At 51.5% G+C, this 19,765-nt stretch carries 17 protein-coding genes; 1 reads left to right on the top strand and 16 read right to left on the bottom strand.

Going from position 1 to position 19,765, the window contains the following annotated elements:
• Positions 1–96 precede the first annotated feature (96 nt).
• The 10 genes from KQJ18_RS12395 to KQJ18_RS12350 all read right to left on the bottom strand — a co-directional run bounded on the left by KQJ18_RS12395 (position 97) and on the right by KQJ18_RS12350 (position 14,604).
• The gene (locus KQJ18_RS12395; RefSeq protein ID WP_121529540.1) at positions 97–789 is read right to left on the bottom strand and encodes a hypothetical protein; all 693 of its coding nucleotides are present in this window, start codon (positions 787–789) and stop codon (positions 97–99) included.
• Positions 782–3,406, bottom strand: coding sequence for a type VI secretion system ATPase TssH (gene tssH, locus KQJ18_RS12390; protein ID WP_137347624.1), 2,625 nt, complete (start codon positions 3,404–3,406; stop codon positions 782–784). Before tssH ends, KQJ18_RS12395 begins: the two co-directional genes overlap by 8 nt.
• A 160-nt stretch (positions 3,407–3,566) precedes the next feature.
• Positions 3,567–4,058, bottom strand: coding sequence for a type VI secretion system tube protein TssD (tssD, locus tag KQJ18_RS12385; protein ID WP_003024437.1), 492 nt, complete (start codon positions 4,056–4,058; stop codon positions 3,567–3,569).
• 17 nt (positions 4,059–4,075) lie between these two features.
• A complete protein-coding gene (locus tag KQJ18_RS12380) occupies positions 4,076–5,728 on the bottom strand; it encodes an OmpA family protein (protein ID WP_216422047.1) in 1,653 nt (550 codons plus the stop codon).
• A 3-nt stretch (positions 5,729–5,731) separates the two neighbouring features.
• Positions 5,732–6,373 carry a type VI secretion system protein TssL, short form gene (gene tssL / locus KQJ18_RS12375; protein WP_185655964.1) on the bottom strand — a complete coding sequence of 214 codons (642 nt, stop codon included), beginning with the start codon at positions 6,371–6,373 and terminating at the stop codon, positions 5,732–5,734.
• A gap of 5 nt (positions 6,374–6,378) precedes the next feature.
• Positions 6,379–7,716 (bottom strand): type VI secretion system baseplate subunit TssK, encoded by a 1,338-nt coding sequence (gene tssK / locus KQJ18_RS12370; protein WP_085048741.1) that lies wholly within the window; start codon positions 7,714–7,716, stop codon positions 6,379–6,381.
• A 23-nt stretch (positions 7,717–7,739) separates the two neighbouring features.
• Entirely contained in the window at positions 7,740–9,269 is a 1,530-nt protein-coding gene (gene tssC / locus KQJ18_RS12365) for a type VI secretion system contractile sheath large subunit (RefSeq protein WP_069324335.1), read from the bottom strand.
• 65 nt (positions 9,270–9,334) lie between these two features.
• The gene (gene tssB / locus KQJ18_RS12360) at positions 9,335–9,832 is read right to left on the bottom strand and encodes a type VI secretion system contractile sheath small subunit (protein ID WP_085048740.1); all 498 of its coding nucleotides are present in this window, start codon (positions 9,830–9,832) and stop codon (positions 9,335–9,337) included.
• 467 nt (positions 9,833–10,299) lie between these two features.
• Positions 10,300–12,162: a bifunctional glutathionylspermidine amidase/synthase gene (gss, locus tag KQJ18_RS12355; protein ID WP_159121575.1), complete on the bottom strand. Its 1,863-nt coding sequence runs from the start codon at positions 12,160–12,162 to the stop codon at positions 10,300–10,302.
• 153 nt (positions 12,163–12,315) lie between these two features.
• Positions 12,316–14,604, bottom strand: a complete 2,289-nt coding sequence (locus tag KQJ18_RS12350; protein WP_121529546.1) for an FdhF/YdeP family oxidoreductase — start codon at positions 14,602–14,604, stop codon at positions 12,316–12,318.
• 218 nt (positions 14,605–14,822) lie between these two features.
• Between KQJ18_RS12350 and yghU the strand changes: the two genes are divergently transcribed.
• Entirely contained in the window at positions 14,823–15,689 is an 867-nt protein-coding gene (yghU, locus tag KQJ18_RS12345; RefSeq protein WP_003846344.1) for a glutathione-dependent disulfide-bond oxidoreductase, read from the top strand.
• A gap of 95 nt (positions 15,690–15,784) precedes the next feature.
• On the opposite strand, the gene hybG is transcribed toward yghU, so the two are convergent.
• The 6 genes from hybG to nrfD form a co-directional block, all read right to left on the bottom strand.
• Positions 15,785–16,033, bottom strand: coding sequence for a hydrogenase maturation factor HybG (gene hybG / locus KQJ18_RS12340; RefSeq protein ID WP_003024459.1), 249 nt, complete (start codon positions 16,031–16,033; stop codon positions 15,785–15,787).
• Between the two features lie 30 nt (positions 16,034–16,063).
• Positions 16,064–16,405, bottom strand: coding sequence for a hydrogenase maturation nickel metallochaperone HypA (gene hypA, locus KQJ18_RS12335; RefSeq protein WP_003828349.1), 342 nt, complete (start codon positions 16,403–16,405; stop codon positions 16,064–16,066).
• Positions 16,398–16,886: a hydrogenase-2 assembly chaperone gene (gene hybE / locus KQJ18_RS12330; RefSeq protein WP_121529547.1), complete on the bottom strand. Its 489-nt coding sequence runs from the start codon at positions 16,884–16,886 to the stop codon at positions 16,398–16,400. The genes hypA and hybE overlap by 8 nt, the downstream gene beginning before the upstream one ends.
• On the bottom strand, positions 16,879–17,373 hold the full coding sequence (locus KQJ18_RS12325) for a HyaD/HybD family hydrogenase maturation endopeptidase (protein ID WP_032944999.1): 495 nt from the start codon (positions 17,371–17,373) through the stop codon (positions 16,879–16,881). Before KQJ18_RS12325 ends, hybE begins: the two co-directional genes overlap by 8 nt.
• Positions 17,373–19,076, bottom strand: coding sequence for a hydrogenase 2 large subunit (hybC, locus tag KQJ18_RS12320; RefSeq protein WP_038633838.1), 1,704 nt, complete (start codon positions 19,074–19,076; stop codon positions 17,373–17,375). Before hybC ends, KQJ18_RS12325 begins: the two co-directional genes overlap by 1 nt.
• A partial coding sequence (gene nrfD, locus KQJ18_RS12315) for an NrfD/PsrC family molybdoenzyme membrane anchor subunit (RefSeq protein ID WP_216422045.1) occupies positions 19,073–19,765 on the bottom strand: 693 nt, incomplete at its 5' end. The genes nrfD and hybC, both read right to left, overlap by 4 nt.

Raw genomic sequence — 19,765 nt, 5'->3', positions numbered from 1 at the left:
CCGATATTCTAATTTATCTGGCCAGGCTATTAACAGCGGTGACAAGAAAATCAAAGCAATCGTCACCAGTATTATTTTATAGTAGCTCATTATCATTCACCTCGACAAAAATGAATAATAACCGCCATCCCCGGTGATAATTTCTACCCGACCAGAAGTGAAATCACTCCACGGTTGCACCCATGTCATAAATGAAGGCAGGCGCCCTTTATAAGGTTTATGGACAGCACAGTTATCCTGGGGGTCTGGAAACAGTAATGGTAAAAATCCTTTATTCTTATAATTGCCTATCGGCCCATAAAAATCCCATCTACTCAGTGCCCGCTCTTTACTGACTAAGCTCAGTCTTGACGGGTAGTCTGAGGGAAGGATTGCCCGGTAGAAGCCTAAAAGATCGGAGGTAAGATCCTCTCCGCTAAATCCACTGTCGGTATACCAACTAAAACACCAATTAGATTGCAAACGTTCAAACAAGCGCGCCGTCATCATCATCATGGCTAACGCAACGCTGTTTTTCTCACATGTAGATAAACCTTGTTTGATACGCCACTTAACAAACTTTCCTGTACCAAACTGGCGATGATATACAAACATCTTTTGGCTATAGGTGACGTCATAATAACCATCACGACTTGATTCACCTCGTTTTATATCTAACAGTAGGTTTTTAATATCACTTCCCTGTGCATGGCCTATATCTATCCATCCCAATATTTCGCTGTAAACAAGCCCTGTTTTACGATCCAAGGTCCACTCGGAAGGTTCAATAATATCGTCACGTTTACTCATCATTAAACTCCAGCATCATTCCCTCTTCATCATTCCAACTTAAAGTGAGTTGCTGAGGTTTTTGCTGCCGGGAAAGATACGTTAACAACTGCTGACTGAGCACAGGTAAGATTTGTTGATTCAGCAGACTATCAATATTCCTCGCTCCCGTATCCGGTAGCAGGCAAGCGGCGGTCAGGGCATCAAAAAGGTTCTCGGATATTATTGTGGTGATGCCGTAGTGACGCAGTAATCGCTGGCTAACCTGCTCCAGTTTCATCTGTATAATCGTACGTAACGCAGATTCACTGAGCGGATGGTAGATAATTGTCTGGAAGCGGGCCAGCAGCGCCGGCTGGAAATGATCGCGCAACAGTGGGCGCAGCAGTTCGTGCAACTCTGACTCTGTGGTTTCCGGTTGCTCTTCCAGCAGTTGCATCACTGCGTCGCCGCCAAGATTGGAAGTCATCAAAATAACGGTATTGCGAAAATCAATTTCACGACCTTCGCCGTCACGCATGAAACCACGGTCAAATACCTGGTAAAACAGGTTCATGACGTCGCGATGCGCTTTTTCTACTTCATCCAGTAGTACCACGCTATAGGGGCGTTTTCGCACCGCTTCGGTCAGGATCCCTCCCTGTCCATAACCCACGTATCCCGGAGGTGAGCCCTTTAGCTGGCTCACGGTATGCGGCTCCTGATACTCAGACAGATTAATCGTGATCAGCGATTTTTCACCGCCAAAGAGAATGTCAGCCAGGGCCAGCGCAGTCTCTGTTTTGCCGGTTCCGCTTGGCCCGGTAAGCAGAAACACGCCCTGTGGGCCGTTTTCCGGCGTAAGCCCTGTTTTTGATGCCCGCAACCGCTGTGCGATTGTATTCAGCGCGTAATCCTGTCCGATAACGCGGTTTCCCATCTGGGTTTCAAGCGTCAGTAAATCCGCCTGGGAATCCTTCATTAATGAAGACAAAGGTACACCGGTCCAGTCGGCGATCACCGTAGCAACGGTACGTGCGTCTACATCCGGAAACAGTAACGGATGGCCCTGCTGAAGCACACTAAGCTGCTGCTGCAATTCAACCGTTTCCGCCTGACGAGAAATATCACGGCGGCTGGCCAGCAGTTGCTCAGTGAGCGTTAATTCCTGGCCGTACTGGGTTTCGCGTTCATCCAGTTCGACAAGCAGACGATTTTCCCGCTGTTCAATACTGGCCAGCCTTTCACCATGCTGGCCATTTCCTACCGCGAGGTCTGCAAGCAATGCCTGCTTTTCAATTTCAAGCGCGGTGATCTCCGACTTCAAACGCGTCAGTGGTTCAGGAACGGTATCAAGGCTCATCCGCACTCTTGCACCTGCGGTATCCAGCAGATCGACGGCTTTGTCGGGTAATTGCCGCCCGGTAAGATAGCGGCGAGAGAGCGTAACGGCGGCTTTAACCGCTTCGTCGGTGATGTGAACGCCATGATGTTCTGCATAGCGTGATTTCAGACCACGCAGCATTAAACAGGCAGTGTCATCATCCGGCTCATCAACTTTAACCATCTGAAAACGCCGCTCCAGCGCAGCATCACGCTCAAAATACTGTTTATATTCGCTCCATGTGGTCGCCGCGATGGTTCGTAGTTCACCTCTGGCCAGAGCGGGTTTTAGCAGGTTGGCTGCGTCTGCGCCCCCCGCCTGATTACCAGCCCCGATGATGGTATGGGCTTCATCAATAAAGAGCAGAACAGGCGTTGGCGATTGCTGAACGGCATCAATGATATTTTTTAACCGCTGCTCAAACTCACCTTTCACTCCAGCACCGGCTTGTAACAGCCCAAGATCCAGCGTGCGTAGCGTTACTGATTTCAGGCTATCAGGCACATTACCTTCAGCAATACGCAGCGCCAGCCCCTCCACCAGAGCGGTCTTGCCGACGCCAGGTTCCCCGACCAGAATGGGATTATTTTTTCGCCGACGGGACAGCACATCCACCATTTGCCGGATTTCATTATCGCGACCAAATATCGGGTCGATATCGCCAGCACGCGCTTTCGCGGTCACGTCCAGCGTAAATTTCTCGAGCACGCCTTGTAATGCTGGCGACAACGTCGACTGAGCCAGTCCTGGACGCACTTCGTCATCTGGGGAAACCTGCGTCAGAGCGGCTTCTTGCTGCCTTTCCGGACGTTCATCCGACTGGACATTTAATAGCGGCAGAAGCCGTTCCAGTTGAATATGTCCGGCGCTCAAAAGAGGCCACAGGCCGTCACACTGCAATAGTGAAGGCTTTCCTACCAGTGCCATCAGCAGATGTACGCCACGTATCTGCGAATTTTCATCCGTTGCGGCACACAGCCACGCTTGTTGCATTAAAGAAAGGAGCGCATCAGACAACTGCGGGCGACTTTTCACGGAACGAGGCTGAACATCCAGATGCGCCAGCAGTGACTGCCAGAGATTGTCGATATCCCATTCATAACGACGAGCAATGACCGTAATATCGCCCTCTCCCTGCTCCAGCAGCTTTAGTAACCAGTGTTCGGGCGTGATTTCTGCATGCGCGCGCGTCTGGCATAACGATGCCGCTGCTTCAAGCGTCTGAGCACAATAGGGGTTGAGACGTCGTAATAACACTGCTGACTGGTGTTCCATTTGCTTCCTGACTCCCTGTATTCAGGCACGCTACCGCCCGTGGCCGTAATCCAATGCCCATAAGGTAATAGTGATGTTGATACTCTCTGCTGAACCCCGCCCGGGACGCTCAGCAGAGGGCATAAAAAAACGGATGAGGAAATCCTCATCCGTTAGTGCATTACGCGGTAGTACGCTCGTTCCAGGCGTCAGAATGGATGATGTTGCCATCCTTATAGGTCCAGACGATCTTCTCGTAGCGCAGTTCAATCTGTTCCAGGTGGTTATGCTTCTCTTTAGCGGGATCTTTAATGTCGTACATCACCGGGTTTACTTTCACCACTTTCACGTTGTGCAGTGTGGTGTTGAAGTATTCCACTTCCTGACCCGCATCATTGATGCGATACCATTTGAACTCTGCCTGACGCAGGGTCTGACCGGTGGTTACAGCCTTGTACAGATACGGGCTGGAGGCATCGATTTCCTTAGTGAAAAGGAACGGGGTATGGATGCGCGTCCCGGTCAACTTACCGGTGTTGTTATCCGTAGGGATGTACAGATTATGTTCCTGGGCCACGACTTCGATACTGCCCACACGGTCTTTCACATCAACAGAGCCTTTAATATCCGCGCCGCCGTCGTCTTTCAGCCAAAGGTAGACTGGAATTGCCATAACTCTTTCTCCATTTTTTACTTCGCTAATGCGTCACCGCCTTGCGGTGACGGTTCCTTCATGCCCGGCACCTGACAGGCATCAGCCTGCGGTACCAGACTGATCTCTACACGGCGGTTAGCTGCCCGCCCCTCAGGCGTATCGTTGCTTTTGTAGGGACGTAATTCGCCATAGCCCTGAACGGCAAAACAGCTCTCCGCAACATCGCCGGTATCGCGCATCCAGTCGCGAACAGATTCCGCACGTTTGAGAGAAAGCTGCTGATTAGATTTATCGTCACCCACATCATCGGTATGTCCGGCGATGACGATCAGCCAACCGGGTTTAGCTTTGATATTGACCAAAGCCCTAATGAGTACTTTTGTTGAACCGGCCTTTAACGCCCATTTGCCCGTATCAAACAGCGACATACTGTCCAGACGTACGGTTTGCGGGGAGGTCACTTTCGGTTTTTCAGGTGGTAGCCAATCGCTGATGGCGGCCAGCAAAGGCGGGATCAATCTCATCCCCTGATACAATCCCATTGAAAGAGAAAGGGGTTCACCTCGCTGATACCAGCGTTCCAGCCGCTGCGCATCCCGACGAAGTTGATCCTGAGCCTGAATCTTTGGCTCGACAGGATTACCGCTAAGATGGCGGTATACCGTCAAATGATCGTTGGTGATCCTGATGAGATGCTGGTTATTGATAAAGCTGCATGTCATTGCCAGCCCGACAAAAAGGCCGCACAGAAGACCACTTACGCCCACCGCTCGTTGAAAAGCAGTCAGCGCCCGGCGGTGGGATAAAAAAGGCAATGCTAAATCAGGAAAAGGCAACTGTACGGGCGCTGCTGACGCGGCTGGAGGAAGCGTTGTTTGAGCCGTGATATGCCGTTGCCACAGATTATTTTCGCAGACCGCCAATGAGGTGAAACACACTACCCGTAAAGCAGAGAAAAGAGGCGGAGCATGGCGCTCGGTGTCGCCTTGTACCTTCTGCAGCCATCCCAGTAAATTATCTAACCACACTGCATGTGTAAGATGAAAATGACGAGCCGGGCGCTCTTGCGAAGAGAAAGGCGCAAAGTCGTCTAATCCCGTAGCCGACTGCACTTCCGCATCCTGAGGCGTACGAATAAACCAACGTACACTCTCATTGCACTGAGGAGAATTCAGCCAACAGCACAGCCAAAACGGCGGTATACCTGATAACCAACGCCGGCTTTGGGCCACCACACGCCGCCAGCTGAGCAGCATGTGCTTAAGCGCGTCTTCATCATTATGCCGTTCTGGAGCCAAGGCCAGCATCACGGAAACGCGCATAAGAAGCCCCGGACGCTGCGTAGCTAACTGACGAACCAGAGCAATATAATGCTCCGGGGACTGGACAGATAAATACCAGCCCTGTGAACTCTCGCAAGAATCGCCGCGTCTGGCAAACAAGGGATCATTATCGCCACACACCAGCACAACAGGCCCACTGAAACTCTCCGGAGGGAGCAGAACTTCATGAGCAGAATGAGCAGACTTCAACCGACCATACTGACGCCAGGCATAAACCATCCCTGGAATGAAAAGCAGTAAAATAAAGACGGTAAGCCCACTCCTTACACCGGCACTTAACGGACTAAATCCCCAGACCAGCAACAAAGCCAGCACAGAGTTAACGCTCCCTCGCAACTGAGCCATGTCTTATCCCTGCCCAATAAGCTGAGCTACCTGCCCTTGTAAGACATGAGAAAATGTCAGCCACAGGGCGCCCAACGCCAGCGCACCGACAATCCATGCCAACCACCAGCGGCGCTTACCGCCTGAGAATCCAGAGGCCAGCATGATAACTGGGGCATCGTGCTTTAACTTAAAAGGCATCGCCTGAGTCGCCAGCGCTTCAAGAACATCTTCACGACGCTCGTCACCTTGCTCACGATAACGCCCAACAAAACCGAGCGTGATTGCACGATAAAAGCAGGTTAATACGGCAGTATCAGGAACGGACTCGCGCAGGACGGTACGGATGCGCTCCCAGAGCTCTTCTCCTGCATTGGTCGTGTTGAAATAGCGGGCCTGTAAGGGGGTCGCAAGCCAGGTGGTATAACCGCTATCCTGCCGATTGCGGTTCAACACGCTTTCATCCAGTAACGCACATTGCGTGTAGAGCATGTGCTCAACGCTGTGTTTGCTGTACCCCATCTCACGCAATGCCTCACGCGCAGAATCAACCCATTGACAGGCCTGGCGATAAAAAGCAGCCCCATCATCGACTTCCGCCCCGCCACGTAACTGGCTGACAGCAAGCCAGGTTGGCCAAAACACCTGATCAATATCCTTATTCATTTATTTCAATCCCTTAAGACCGCGAAAAGCTCAAGTTGAATCTCTCCCAACGTTCCCGGCACATAGAAAGCGCAATTACCGGCATCCAGCATGGCCTGGGCTGCTGGATGATTAATCTCAAGAGCAAAGTATTGATTTTCCAGTCGTAACGGGATGGCTGCGGGTACATGCGTTAGCGGTTTTAAAGGAATACCACTCAGTGCCACATTGACGACATCAGAGACATCTGCCCGGCTCCCTGCTTTACAGAGCTGTGGGAATTGCGTAAGGAGGACATGCGCAGGAAGATCCGAGCGAACGGAAAGGTAAAAATCAGCGCCTTCACGCAGTCGGGCATCCGACAAAGCGCCATACCAGAACTGTCGCTCTTGCGTCAGTTCAATAGCGACAACGCGAGATGGCAGGCTGGCTTCCAGCAGTTCCACCAAAAGTGCAAACAGCGGAGGGAATACCTGCTGCGGATTTGCGTGCTGGTATGGAGGTACAACGCTGACATCATGGTCTAATGAAAAAGTCAGCAGGCTGCCTGCTAACCGCGCCAGCTCACGCCACAAAAGTTCGGGGTGACGGCCTGGGTTTTGCAGCATTTCTTTCAGAACAGGCTCTGAGCTATTAAGCGCATTCAGCAGCCAAAACAACGAAACATCAGCTACCGCAAAATCCGCCATTCGTTCATTACTTTCTCGGCGCAAGGCCATCAGGCGGCGACAACGAGCCTGGATACGATGCACCAAATCACTAAGCGAATTGATTAATGAGGGGCTGGCTGAGAGTGAAAGCGCTGGGGGTAAAAAATCACGTCCCAGCTCCCATTGCCCCTGAGCATTACGAATAAGGCAAGCTACCGGACAAGTCAGGTAAGCGCTGTTATCGTCATGACTATACCGGAGGGTGATAGCATGCCGCAGCACTGCCATATCAGTTCTTTCCTGACCTGAGAGATCCTGTACTGGCAGCCATTCCTGCTGCCAGCGACACGGACGGCTAACGCCGTTGCCTGATGAAAGATTGCCGCCATTAGCCGAAAGCAGCGGCAACGCCAGCACGATCTCAACACTGCTGTAACCAGTAAGATGCGATAAATCACACGCCGGAGGCAGGTTATCTGAAATACCTGTATCCACTAACGTGCCGTCAGGAAAGCGCACAACCAGATTAACGGGATTCAAACGGGAAACCGTTAGCGCACTTTCATCAAACTCCGCGCTGATGACACCCCACGGTGATGAAAGTGACATGTGAGCAACAACGTCAGCGACATAGGCATCCCAACGTGTCTGTTGCTGAAACTGCTGGGGAGCCAGAAAGGCCCCCTCGCTCCATAACGGACGATAGATCTTCATCGCACCTCCTGTGCGCTGCGTCGTTAAGATTTCGACTTAGGCATTTGTGAAACTAACGACAAGCTGACGTCCATACCTTCAACCTGGAAATGCGGAATGGCATACAGGCGCACACGGAAGAAACCGGGGTTATCCTCAATATCCTCCACCACGACACGCCCATCACGCAGCGGGTGTGATGCCTGCAAATCATCGCCAGGATCGGTCATTTCGGTTACCAGACTGCGCAACCAATTATTAAGCTCAAGCTCAAGCAGGCGGCGATCTTTGGTCGTACCAATATTTTCTCGCTGCAGTATTTTCAGGTAATGTGCAATACGAGAAAGCAGGAAGATATACGGCAAACGAGAGTTAATCCGACTGTTAGCCGTCGCTTCCGGCGTATCATACTGCGCAGGTTTCTGAGCCGAGTTAGCGGAGAAGAAGCAGGCGTAATCACGATTCTTGTAATAAGAAAGCGGAATAAAACCAAGGTTGGCGAATTCAAACTCCCGGGTTTCCGGAATCATCACCTCAGATGGAATCTTCACCTGATTACCCGTACCCAGATCGTACAAATGGATAGGCAAGTCTTTAACTGCGCCGCCCGCCTGCGGCCCACGGATCTGGACGCACCAGCCATTCTTGATAAAACTTTTCACCATGTTCACAGCGAAAGAGAAAGATGCGCTGGTCCAAAGATATTTTTCGTGATCCGGCCCCTTCACCTCTTCAACATAGTTAAAGCTACGTACCGGCACGGTATCAGGACCATACGGCAGACGACCCAATACACGCGGCATAGTCAGCCCGATGTAGCGTGAATCGTCGCTATCACGAAATGCTTTCCACTTGATGTATTCAGCACGTTCGAAATAATCATTGATGTCTTTTATGGCCGCGACTTCTTCCATATTTTCTTTCAGGAAAAATTTCGGCCCAACGGAACCGATAAACGGCATATGACAGGCTGCCGACACGCCAGAAATATTGCGCAGCAGTGCAATATCCTGCGGGCTGTTATCAAATTCGTACGCTGAAATCATTGCCGCAATGGGTTCGCCGCCAGGCTGATCATATTCTTCAATATAAACATGGCGGTATAACCCGCTCTGGATAAGCTCCGGCGCATCGTCAAAATCATCACGTAACGCATCCTTGCTGATATCCATCATTTCTACCCGGACATTGCGACGAAAATCGATGCCGGTGATCATCGAATGTAAACCGCGCCAGAGCGATTCTTGCTTCTGAAACTCAGCATGATGCATAACTTCATTAACCTGATCGCTAATCTGCTTATCAAGACGAGCAATTTGTTCATCAAGCAGCGTTTTATCCAGGCGCTCTACTGGCTGTGCAGCGTCCGCCAAACATGAGACCAGAACCTGAATAGCGGCGGTCACGCGTTCAGCCGGAGCGGCATCAGAAAGCGCTTCATCGCTCTGCCACGCATCTACATTTTTTAATGCCGAAACCGGGGAAAGATTAATTTTGTCAAAGAGGGATTGATAAACGCTGCGTTCACTGGTCGTAGTGGCCGCGACTGAAGAGGTATGTTCCTGAACAGACATCAACATATTCCTTTTATGGTCCTTTACTATTCCTGCCAATTAAGCGGAGGAAACCCTGTATAGCGTTAAATCTCTTCTGGCATCATGGTTGCCAGTTCATTACGCAGTTCCTGACTCAGGGCTGGATCCTTTAGGATGGTTTCCAGCTCGCGGCGAAAAGCAGCGTTATCGAGTAAGTTAGATTTCAGGTCACGAAGTAAGTTACGCATAGCCAACAGAACGCGTAATTGTGGGATATTTCTGGCTACCTGCTCAGGCTCAAAATCGCGGATGTTTTTAAAGGTAAGATTAATATCGTCATTTCTATCATCGCCAGCTAACGTATTTTTAACACTCAGATTAACTACTGGTGAAAACTTAGCTAACACATCATTGAAATTATTTTTATTAATATCAACCTTTTCGCGTTCCGATAGTGGTCGTTGTTCTCTACCATTACTGAAATCACCCACGGTTAAAAGTTTTAACGGCAATTCAACTTTTTTCTGAACGCCTCCGGTATGTAAATCTAACTTGATATTAACGCGTGCCGTCGGCACTTCATTCTGAAAACTGTCACCCATACGTCCCTCTCAGACCGGCGATTCCTGCCGATGTTTTGCGTTTCCTAACAGAGCATTTTCCAATCGCTCAACGAGTCTCATACAACGTCATTTTTGTGGGCAGCCAACAACGACTGTTAATGACAATTAATGATTATAATTAGTATAGCGACGTAATCCGATATATTATCCAAGTGAAAACATGATCAATATCACCAATCAACCAAATAACACATTATAATTATTTATTTAAAAAAGAGATCAAGAAGCTCTTTATCTAATACAAGTCACAGGAATTAATTAATGTTAAATGCATTCACTGAATAAATGTATTCTTATTAAGAAACATTACCAAAATAAATAATTATCATTATAAATATATGCCACGGTGTTTATTAAAATATAATCAGAATCAATTTAACTATAAATAAAAAAAGCCGAAGATATACTCCGGCTTTTCGCACCTCATTTCTGGACATGAAGAAAGATTACGCTTCCTTCACCACAATCAGCGGCTCTATATCGCTCTCTTTTTTAATTACCAGCGACTCGTCGCCGCGCAGACAGGTTCCGCCGTAGTTACCGCCTACGGTGAAGGTACAAACCTGAATATATTTACCGGCAACCTTCGGCAGACACCAAAGCTGCTGATAAATGTTCTTCTGTTCAGCAAACTTACCGCTGGTTTTATCCAGGAGCTCTTCCTGGTGGCTCACCAGATCGATGTTGCTGCCACAACGTCCTGCAATAGGTTTCACTGCATAACCGGTTCGCGCCAGCTCTTCATTAACAGTGAAATCAGTATCAAGCAGATAGCGATGGTGCGGGAACAATTGCCATAGGATCGGCAGAATCGCTTTGTTGCCAGGGATCACCGTCCACAGAGGCTCGAAGACCAGCACTTCCGGGCGTAGTAGCACGTCTATCAAACGCACTTCCTGATTGGTATGCCCGGTACGGATGGGCACTGCGGCATACTCCGTTTCGCTGACCTCTCGCACCTGCTCTATCGCGGTTTCCCACGCCCAGGTTTTCCAGACGCAGTTCACCAGGCGACCATCACCGTCAATCAACTGACCGGCGTCATCCCAACGTAGCTCATCGAGACCACGCAGAATTTTGCTGTCAAACCCGGCCTGACGCAGCGCCTGCTGCATAAACTGCGCGTGATAGTTTTCCTCAATATCCTTATCCTGCATGATGTGGACAAAAGGACGCGCGCGGCTGTGTTTCCAGGCGCCAGCCAGTTCATTGATCAATCCTTCAGCCGGATTATGTCCCTGTCCTGGGTAGCCCCGCTCGGCCCATCTTTCGAGGATCAAACCGGCTTCGGTATGACAGGATGCGGAATCGGCGTTGTACTCATATACCTTTAGTCCGCGTTCATCCATACAAAAATCCATACGCCCCGTGATCATGTGATGCCGACGACGCTGCCAGGAAAGACGCAGCCGCGGCCAGAGGATTTTTGGGATGTCGAAAAGCGCGAGCAGGTTGTCGTCTTTTAGCACTTTGTCGGTCGCGTGTAGATACATCAGGTGCAGTTCGTTGGTGGCTTTAATCAGCTCCTGCTCCGCGCTCTCGGTAATGGTGAAGTACTGATGCGGATCCTGATTAATGACGTGACCGTTCGCCAGCACGTAGGCTTTTTGCAGCGGATCCTGCTCATCCAGCCATTTACCGTCGAACTGGCCACTATTTTCCAGTCGCGCGCCGCTAATTTTCAGTGAGTCATTGGCGATCTCCGGCTGCGGCAGGCTGTCACGGGTATCATCGGTCTGGATCATCCAACCAAGGATGGTGGTGTCGTCAAAGGTATCACGCAGGGTATAACAACCGTTTTCAACCACCATTTCCAGTTCGCGGGTCCACTGCTGTCCGGGAGGCAGCGGCGTGTGGATCACGTTCTGTTCGGCAATGCGGATTTTGTTTTCCAGCAATTGGGTGACTACCGCCACATGGCCGGTGTCTTTAAATTCGCCGCCTTTCTGCCAGATAAGCAGAGCACCTGCAACTGGCGCACGGGGTGAACCATTCGGAAATGCCTGTAACGGCAGGATATTGTCATTCACCACTTCACGCAGGAAGCGTAAGGAGAAGATCTCCCATGCCATGCCCACATCGGTGAAAACCATGCCATAGTTCAGGAAGAGAAAACGGCGGGCAAACTCTACGCACTGCCATTTGTGGCCCATATATTCGTCGTCGATATAGCTGCGAAATGCCGCGTCATCGTCGTAGTCCCGTGGGTCGAGGGAGCTGTAATCTGAAGAGTAGATTGCTACGCCGCCTGGGGCGTAGCCCAATAATGTCCCGAATGGGGCATCCTGACTGGTCGTTCCTTTGCTCATGCACCTTACCTCAAAACAATACAGCCTGAGCAGGTTGGCGTGAATTTATCGCTCTGATTGCCTGCTCTGCGACACTAACCGGACAGAGGTCGACATCATCATACACCTCAACGCAGCGGCTGGCGCTCAGAGGCGAAAAATTCACAGCAGGAACTACGCTTTTTTCAGGGCGACCGGTACGCTTTTGTACGCCGGAGTCAAACTCTGTGTGTCTACCGCATCCAGCGAAAGCAGGACATTCGCTTCAGGCAGATAAGCGCCAACAGAGCCTGCCGCCATGTTGTAAATCACCACCGTTAAACCGTGCATAACACGTTCCGCACAGGGCTGGCCGTTGTCGTCCAGCGCCTGAACGTTGACCACATCGCCCTGGCTCAAACCGCGAGCCGCCGCTTCTTCGGCGCTTAAAAACACCACATCACGCCGACCGGTAATGCCACGATAGCGATCGTTCATGCCATAGATAGTGGTGTTGTACTGATCGTGACTACGCAGCGTCGCCAGAACTAACGCATCGGCAGGTTGATTTTCCCGCTCCACCGCTTGCTGATGGCTGACGATAAAGTTGGCTTTGCCATTCGGCGTTCGCCATTCACGTCGCGAGGCGGGCGTATCCATGCGAAATCCGCCCGGCTCGGCAATACGTGCGTTGTAATCACGGAACGCTGGGATCACGGCGGCAATGGCGTCACGGATCAACGCATAGTCTCCGATTAACGCTTCCCAGTTGATTGGTGAAAGAGGCAGCGTGGCGCGAGCGATACCAGCGACAATAGCAGGTTCCGATTTTAGCCAGCGGGAAGCCGGTTTCAGCGCGCCGCAGGAGGTGTGAACCATCGACATCGAGTCTTCGACGGTCACCGACTGGATCCCCGTCGCCTGAATGTCACGTTCCGTTCGCCCTAACGCGGGCAGCAGGTAGTTATGTTTTGCCAGCAGCAAATGCGATCTGTTCAGCTTGGTCGCAACATGGACCTGCAGATCCAGATTTTTCATCGCCGCAAAAGTACGCTGCGGCTGCGGCATCGCAACCGCCAGATTACCCCCCATGCAAATGAGCGCTTTTGCCTCTCCCCGTTCGATGGCCCGGATACTCTCCACGCTGGAGCGGCCATGCTTGCGCGGCACGCTGATAGCAAAATGCGCTTCAAGGCGTTGCAGGAACTCTTCGGACGCCGCTTCATTGATACCCACGGAACGATCGCCCTGCACGTTAGAATGACCGCGCAACGGGCAGATCCCCGCGCCCGGTTTCCCCATATTGCCTTTCAGCAGCAGCAGGTTTACCAGTTGCTGAACGTTCCCGGTGCCGTTTTTATGCTGGGTAATCCCCAACCCGTAACAAATAATGGTGGCGCGGGATTTGTTATAGCTGTGTGCCAGATCCTCCATCTGACTGCGCGTCAGTCCGGAGTCCTGTTCCAGTTCTGCCCAGCTACACTGGCGTAAATCGTCATACAGAGCCGAATAACCCTCGGTATGCTGATGAATAAAAACATGATCGAGGCAGGGCTGTCGATCCAGTAAGATCCGCGCTTCATCCATTTCGATCAGCGCTTTCATTATGCCTTTGAGCAGCGAGGCGTCACCGCCTATTTTAACCTGATAGTAATCGCTGCTTAGCTCCGTGGCCTGGCCGCCAAACATCTCTCTTGGGCTTTGCGGGAAGCTAAAGCGCTCAAGCCCCCTTTCGTTCAACGGATTGATGGAGATAATTTTGGCTCCGCGTTTGGCAACCTCGCGTAAAGTGGTCAGCATGCGCGGATGGTTAGTGCCGGGGTTATGTCCGATACAAATGACCAGATCGCAGTGGTCAAAGTCGTCCAGTTCAACGGTCCCTTTCCCAAGGCCAATGGCCTGCGTTAATCCAGTGCTGGTAGGACCGTGGCACATGTTTGAGCAATCAGGGAAATTGTTGCTGCCATACTCGCGGGCAAACAGCTGATACAGAAATGCCGCCTCATTTGAGGTTCTGCCGGAGGTGTAAAACTCAACCTGTTCCGCTAAGTCATAGCTGCGCAGACGCTCACCGATGTCGTGGAAGGCGATATCCCAATCCACCGCCTGCCAGGTGTCTGACGCTGCATCGTATTTCATTGGATGCGTCAAACGACCAATGTTTTCCAGTTCATAATCGCTGTAGTGCCAGAGCGTGGAAACCGGATGACGGCTGAAAAATTCCGGAGACGCTTTCTTGCTGGTTGTCTCCCAGGAGACCGCCTTCACGCCATTTTCGCACAGCTCCATTGGCGCACGATGTCCAGGGTCCGGCCACGCACAACCCGGACAATCGAACCCTTTCACCTGGTTCATTTTGAACATTGCGATAATGTCGCGGGCGATAGCCTTTTGCGAAAATACCGAAGCAGTGACGGCTTTTACCGCGCCCCACCCGCCCGCCGGGCCCTGATAATCGCTTACTCCTGGAACACCATTTTTCATTATTACTGCTTATTCACCGCCAATTTTTGATGGTGAATACGGTAGCAATTTCCGTCCAACATTGATTTCCTCTTCATGGAGTACGGCCCGGCTACAATGAACGGGTTAGATTTATCTTCCCCTTTCAGCACAAAGCGACATAAAGTCCCAATCTGTTAAATTGAGTTTTCCCTAACTGCTACACTGCATCAACACAACCACTCAGAAGGCAGGTCAACATGTCAGACAATACCTATCAGCCCGCGAAAGTCTGGACGTGGGAAAAATCGAACGGCGGCGCATTCGCCAATATCAACCGCCCGGTTTCCGGCGCCACCCATGAGAAAACGCTGCCGGTCGGCAAACATCCGCTGCAGCTCTATTCGCTGGGTACACCAAACGGGCAGAAAGTGACGATTATGCTGGAGGAACTGCTGGCGCAGGGCGTCAAGGGCGCGGAATACGATGCATGGATTATCCGTATTGGCGATGGCGATCAGTTTTCCAGCGGCTTTGTTGAGGTGAATCCGAACTCGAAGATCCCTGCGCTGCGCGATCACTCGCAAAATCCGCCGGTTCGCGTTTTCGAGTCTGGCGCAATCCTGCTCTATCTGGCGGAAAAATATGGTTACTTCCTGCCGCAGGATTTGGCTAAACGTACTGAAACGCTGAACTGGTTGTTCTGGCTACAGGGTGCGGCCCCCTTCCTTGGCGGTGGTTTTGGTCACTTCTATAACTATGCGCCGGTAAAAATTGAGTACGCTATTAATCGCTTCACAATGGAAGCCAAGCGCCTACTCGACGTGCTGGATAAGCAATTAGCGCAGCATCAGTTTGTGGCCGGAGATGAATACACTATTGCCGATATGGCGGTCTGGCCGTGGTTTGGCAATGTGGTTCTGGGCAACGTGTACGACGCGGCAGAGTTCCTTGACGCAGGAAGCTACAAACACGTGCAGCGCTGGGCAAAAGAGATTGCAGCGCGTCCGGCGGTTAAGCGTGGCCGTATTGTAAACCGTACCAACGGGCCGCTGAACGAACAGCTTCATGAACGCCATGACGCCAGCGACTTCGATACCAATACCGAAGATAAGCGCCAGGCTTAAAATGCCTGATGGCGACGCCGGGGCGTCTTATCAGGCCTACAAAGATGTCATGCCGTAGGCCGGATAAGGCGTTTGCGCCGCCATCCGGAATAAAATCACGCGCTGGTGACGTCGTACTCCATACGGCGAAGTGCGTCTAACGTGGCTTTAGCTTCATCTTCATCAATGATGCTCATGGCGAACCCTACGTGCACCAGCACCCATTGCCCGACCAGCTCAGCTGTATCACCTTCACAAATCAGGGCAATATTGACATCACGTTTGATGCCGCACACTTCAACCTGCGCAAGCTGGTGAATATCTTCACCAACGGCCAGAACCTGACCAGGGACTCCAATACACATATCTGACTCCGCCCCATAGCAACCTATGGGTTATTCGACTTCAATACTTTTCACTTTCAGTGAATCGCCAGCATCAACCCGCAGACGATCGCCCTGACATAGTGGACACTGCGCATCATGCTGGGTGATTTCCACAACCTGACTGCAATCCCAGCACCACGCCTGGGCTGGTTTGTAATCAATATGCAGCTCACAACCCTGTGCCAGCGTCCCCTGACAGACGATGTCGAAACTGAAACGGACGGCACTCTCCTCAACGCAGGAGAGTGCGCCAATTTCCAGCCAAACGCCGGTTACGCGTTTGACACCGTGCTGCTCTGCCTGCTGTTGAACAATCTCAACCGCGCTCTGACAAAGGGACAGCTCATGCATTTTCGCAGTTCCGACGACCCAGCAGCAGCGCGCGGCGATTTAGCTGCGGCACATTCGGATCGCTCACCGGCAGCGATAACAGCATGCGCGCGCAATCATCAGTCAGACGGACACCTTCTTGTGCCGACATGCTATGCGAAAGCGGCGACATCAGCGAACAAGAGAGGTATTGCGATACGCCCTCCAGTTCACCCACGGTAAAGGTCATTTCGCCATACGGCAGACGCAACCCGATTTTTTCGCTGACTTTACGCACCGGCCAGATCTGGTCCGGTCCGGGGAAAATCAGTGCGCTGAGCATCCAGGGTGTGATAACACACCCCGTCCACTGACTTTCAAACAGCGTAAAATCAGAGACATACACCGGCATATTCGGATGCAGGAAGGAAAGATCGTGCATTGAACGCCGGGCAATCTCTTCAAACGCCGCCTGAATTTGCGTCTTCGGGGCCGTCTGAAAACCGACAAACTCCTCAGACATGAGCCGCCTCCCGAGGGATCGCTTCAACGCCTGATTCGCGAAGCGCGGCAAGAACCTGCTCAAGCGCAGGTTCAATCATGGCTTCAACCGTCGGCGTTAGCCCAATATGCGGTTCCAGCGATTCCGGAATAACACCGACTAACGTCAGCTTTTTCGGAAACTCGCCGGTGAAACGCAGGGCCGACAATACGTCGGCCAGGCCAAGCTGGTGCGGTGAGATTTTGTTCGTAAACAGCGCCGGAATCTCTTCATCCCGCAGGACCATCATCGTTCCCGGCGTGTTTTTCTTCGACACTATGGCGTCAGCAATGATCAGATGATCCCTGTTCGCCATATCGCCGAGAAGCTCCATCCCAGCCGTACCACCGTCCAGAACATCAACAAAGTCTGGCAGGATGTACCGTTGCTCTAACGCCTCAACGATACGCACCCCGATGGCTTCGTCGGTCAGCAAAATATTGCCGACCCCTAAGACTAATATCCGCATTACAGAACCTTAACTGAGACCACTTCGTTCCCGTCAACGTCCACCACATGCACCGCACATGACATACAAGGGTCGAAGGAGTGAATGGTACGAACCACTTCCAGCGGTTTGTTTGGATCGGCGATTGGCGTGCCTACCAGCGAGCGCTCATACGGTCCTACTTCATCGTTGAAGTTACGTGGGCCTGAGTTCCAGGTTGACGGAACAACCGCCTGGTAGTTGCTGATAATACCGTCTTTAATCACCATCCAGTGAGACAGCATACCGCGCGGCGCTTCGAGGAAACCAACGCCTTTAAATTCGCCCGTTGCCGGAATATCCGGTTTCACGAAGGTGGTGTGGTCGCCTTTACCAATGTTCACAATCAGCGCGTTGTACTGATCCTGCAGAACGTTCTGCAGTTCACAGCAGTGAACGGTACGGCCAATGATACGGCCCAGCGTTGAGTGCAGTTGCGACACTTCGATGGTTTTACCGGTCAGCTTGGTGTAAATCGCGATGATTTCATTCAGTTTGGCATGAGTAGACTCGCGTTTGGCCGCCAGTTTACACAGCATGTTGGCCAGCGGACCCACTTCAACCGTTTTACCGTAGAAGGTCGGCGCTTTAACCCAGGAGTATTTGCCGTCATCAGACCAGCCGGTGTAATCCGGAACCGTTGTACCTTCCCACGGAGCCTGCGGCGCTTCGTCTTTGTACCACGCGTGTTTCGCACTCTCCTGAATCCCTTTGATCAGGTACTCATCGGAGTGAGAAGTGATCGGACGATAGGTCGACAGATCTTCATTGGTGATGTAACCACCCGGGAACAGGAAGCTGCCGTTTTTACCGTCAGTCGGGAATTCCGGCGCGCTCAGGTAGTTAACCGCACCCTGACCGCGTTCCAGCCACTCAGGGTAGAACGCAGCGATAACCGCGGTATCAACTTTGTAAACCTGCTCAACGAAGTCGCTCAGCTTATCAATGAAGGACTTGATGTACATCAGGCGCTCAAGGTTCAGCACGCCGAGGCCGTCGAGGTTAATTGGGTTAGCAACCCCACCTACCGCCAGGTTCTGGATATGCGGCGTTTTACCGCCCAACAGCGCGACAACGCGGTTAGCATCACGCTGGCATTCCAGCGCCTGCAGATAGTGAGCAACCGCAATCAGGTTCACTTCCGGCGGCAACTGCATTGCCGGATGACCCCAGCAACCGTTGGCAAAAATGCCTAACTGACCGCTGGCGACAAGATCTTTGATCTTATTCTGAACCTTGGTGAACTCTTCCGTGCTGTTCAGGTGCCAGGAGGACACACCGTTCAGCATCGCGGACGCTTTCGCTGGATCGGCTTTCAGCGCCGAGGTGATGTCCACCCAGTCCAGCGCCGAGAGCTGATAGAAGTGAACAATGTGGTCATGCGTGGTGTGCGCGGCCAGAATGATGTTACGGATGTACTGTGCGTTCACCGGAACATCAATATTCAGCGCGCTTTCTGCTGCACGAACGGAAGAGATAGCGTGAGTGGTAGTACAAACGCCACAGATACGCTGAACAATCATCCAGGCATCGCGCGGATCGCGGTTTTTCACGATCTCTTCCATGCCGCGCCACATGGTACCGGAAGCCCATGCTTTAGATACCACGCCATTTTCAATTTCGCAGTCGATGCGTAAATGACCCTCAATACGGGTTACCGGATCAATAGTAATTCTCTGGCTCATGCTTTGCTCGCCTCATGACGATTTTGATCGTTTTGTTTTAAAGGAGGAAGTATCGGCAGTAGACGAATGAGTACGATGTATGCACAAATCTCAATAGCCACAAAACCAATAGAAATCAACAGTTCTTCCCAGGTTGGGAAGTAGTGGTAGCCACCACCAGGATTGAACGCCACCAGCGAATAGGACAGACGCCATGTTGCACAACCCAGCAATGCGCTCAACGCGGACAGATACAGCATGCGTGAGTCATTACGCAGCTTAGTGACGCGCAGCACCACCAGCGGGAAGACCATCAGTACGACTTCAATCCAGAACATTACGGAGTAAAGATCGCCTGCAAACGCATAGGACAGTTTGTCGCGATAGATCAACTCGCCAAAGCGCAGAACCACGAAAATCGCCAGCAATATGCTGATGGTATTCGTCAGCTTGATGAACAAGCTTTTCTCGTCCGGACCGTTACCTTTCAGACCGGCTTGTACCAGTGAACCTTCAAAGATGACGATCGAGAAACCCATAATAAAGGCGGTTAATACGGAGAAAAGCGGCAACATTTCATACGCTTGCCATAGCGGATGCACCTTATAACCCGCAGAAATCATCAATGAACCCATTGAAGACTGGTGCATGGTTGGCAGCAGCGCGCCGAGAGCGATAATAAAGAACATCACTTTATTCAAACGCTTGAG

Origin of the sequence: Citrobacter sp. S55_ASV_140, assembly GCF_018919505.1 — a bacterium.
In the GTDB taxonomy this organism is placed as follows: domain Bacteria; phylum Pseudomonadota; class Gammaproteobacteria; order Enterobacterales; family Enterobacteriaceae; genus Citrobacter; species Citrobacter werkmanii.
This window is presented reverse-complemented; position numbering and strand designations above follow the sequence as displayed.

What these genes read in the sequence shown, in the direction of transcription:
- tssK (WP_085048741.1), bottom strand. Translation starts at nt 7,716, where the DNA reads ATGAAGATCTATCGTCCGTTATGGAGCGAGGGGGCCTTTCTGGCTCCC.
- hybE (WP_121529547.1), bottom strand. Translation starts at nt 16,886, where the DNA reads ATGTCTGAGGAGTTTGTCGGTTTTCAGACGGCCCCGAAGACGCAAATT.
- tssB (WP_085048740.1), bottom strand. Translation starts at nt 9,832, where the DNA reads ATGGGTGACAGTTTTCAGAATGAAGTGCCGACGGCACGCGTTAATATC.
- tssD (WP_003024437.1), bottom strand. Translation starts at nt 4,058, where the DNA reads ATGGCAATTCCAGTCTACCTTTGGCTGAAAGACGACGGCGGCGCGGAT.
- hypA (WP_003828349.1), bottom strand. Translation starts at nt 16,405, where the DNA reads ATGCATGAGCTGTCCCTTTGTCAGAGCGCGGTTGAGATTGTTCAACAG.
- hybG (WP_003024459.1), bottom strand. Translation starts at nt 16,033, where the DNA reads ATGTGTATTGGAGTCCCTGGTCAGGTTCTGGCCGTTGGTGAAGATATT.
- KQJ18_RS12350 (WP_121529546.1), bottom strand. Translation starts at nt 14,604, where the DNA reads ATGAAAAATGGTGTTCCAGGAGTAAGCGATTATCAGGGCCCGGCGGGC.
- yghU (WP_003846344.1), top strand. Translation starts at nt 14,823, where the DNA reads ATGTCAGACAATACCTATCAGCCCGCGAAAGTCTGGACGTGGGAAAAA.
- hybC (WP_038633838.1), bottom strand. Translation starts at nt 19,076, where the DNA reads ATGAGCCAGAGAATTACTATTGATCCGGTAACCCGTATTGAGGGTCAT.
- tssH (WP_137347624.1), bottom strand. Translation starts at nt 3,406, where the DNA reads ATGGAACACCAGTCAGCAGTGTTATTACGACGTCTCAACCCCTATTGT.
- tssC (WP_069324335.1), bottom strand. Translation starts at nt 9,269, where the DNA reads ATGTCTGTTCAGGAACATACCTCTTCAGTCGCGGCCACTACGACCAGT.
- gss (WP_159121575.1), bottom strand. Translation starts at nt 12,162, where the DNA reads ATGAGCAAAGGAACGACCAGTCAGGATGCCCCATTCGGGACATTATTG.
- tssL (WP_185655964.1), bottom strand. Translation starts at nt 6,373, where the DNA reads ATGAATAAGGATATTGATCAGGTGTTTTGGCCAACCTGGCTTGCTGTC.
- KQJ18_RS12380 (WP_216422047.1), bottom strand. Translation starts at nt 5,728, where the DNA reads ATGGCTCAGTTGCGAGGGAGCGTTAACTCTGTGCTGGCTTTGTTGCTG.
- KQJ18_RS12395 (WP_121529540.1), bottom strand. Translation starts at nt 789, where the DNA reads ATGAGTAAACGTGACGATATTATTGAACCTTCCGAGTGGACCTTGGAT.
- KQJ18_RS12325 (WP_032944999.1), bottom strand. Translation starts at nt 17,373, where the DNA reads ATGCGGATATTAGTCTTAGGGGTCGGCAATATTTTGCTGACCGACGAA.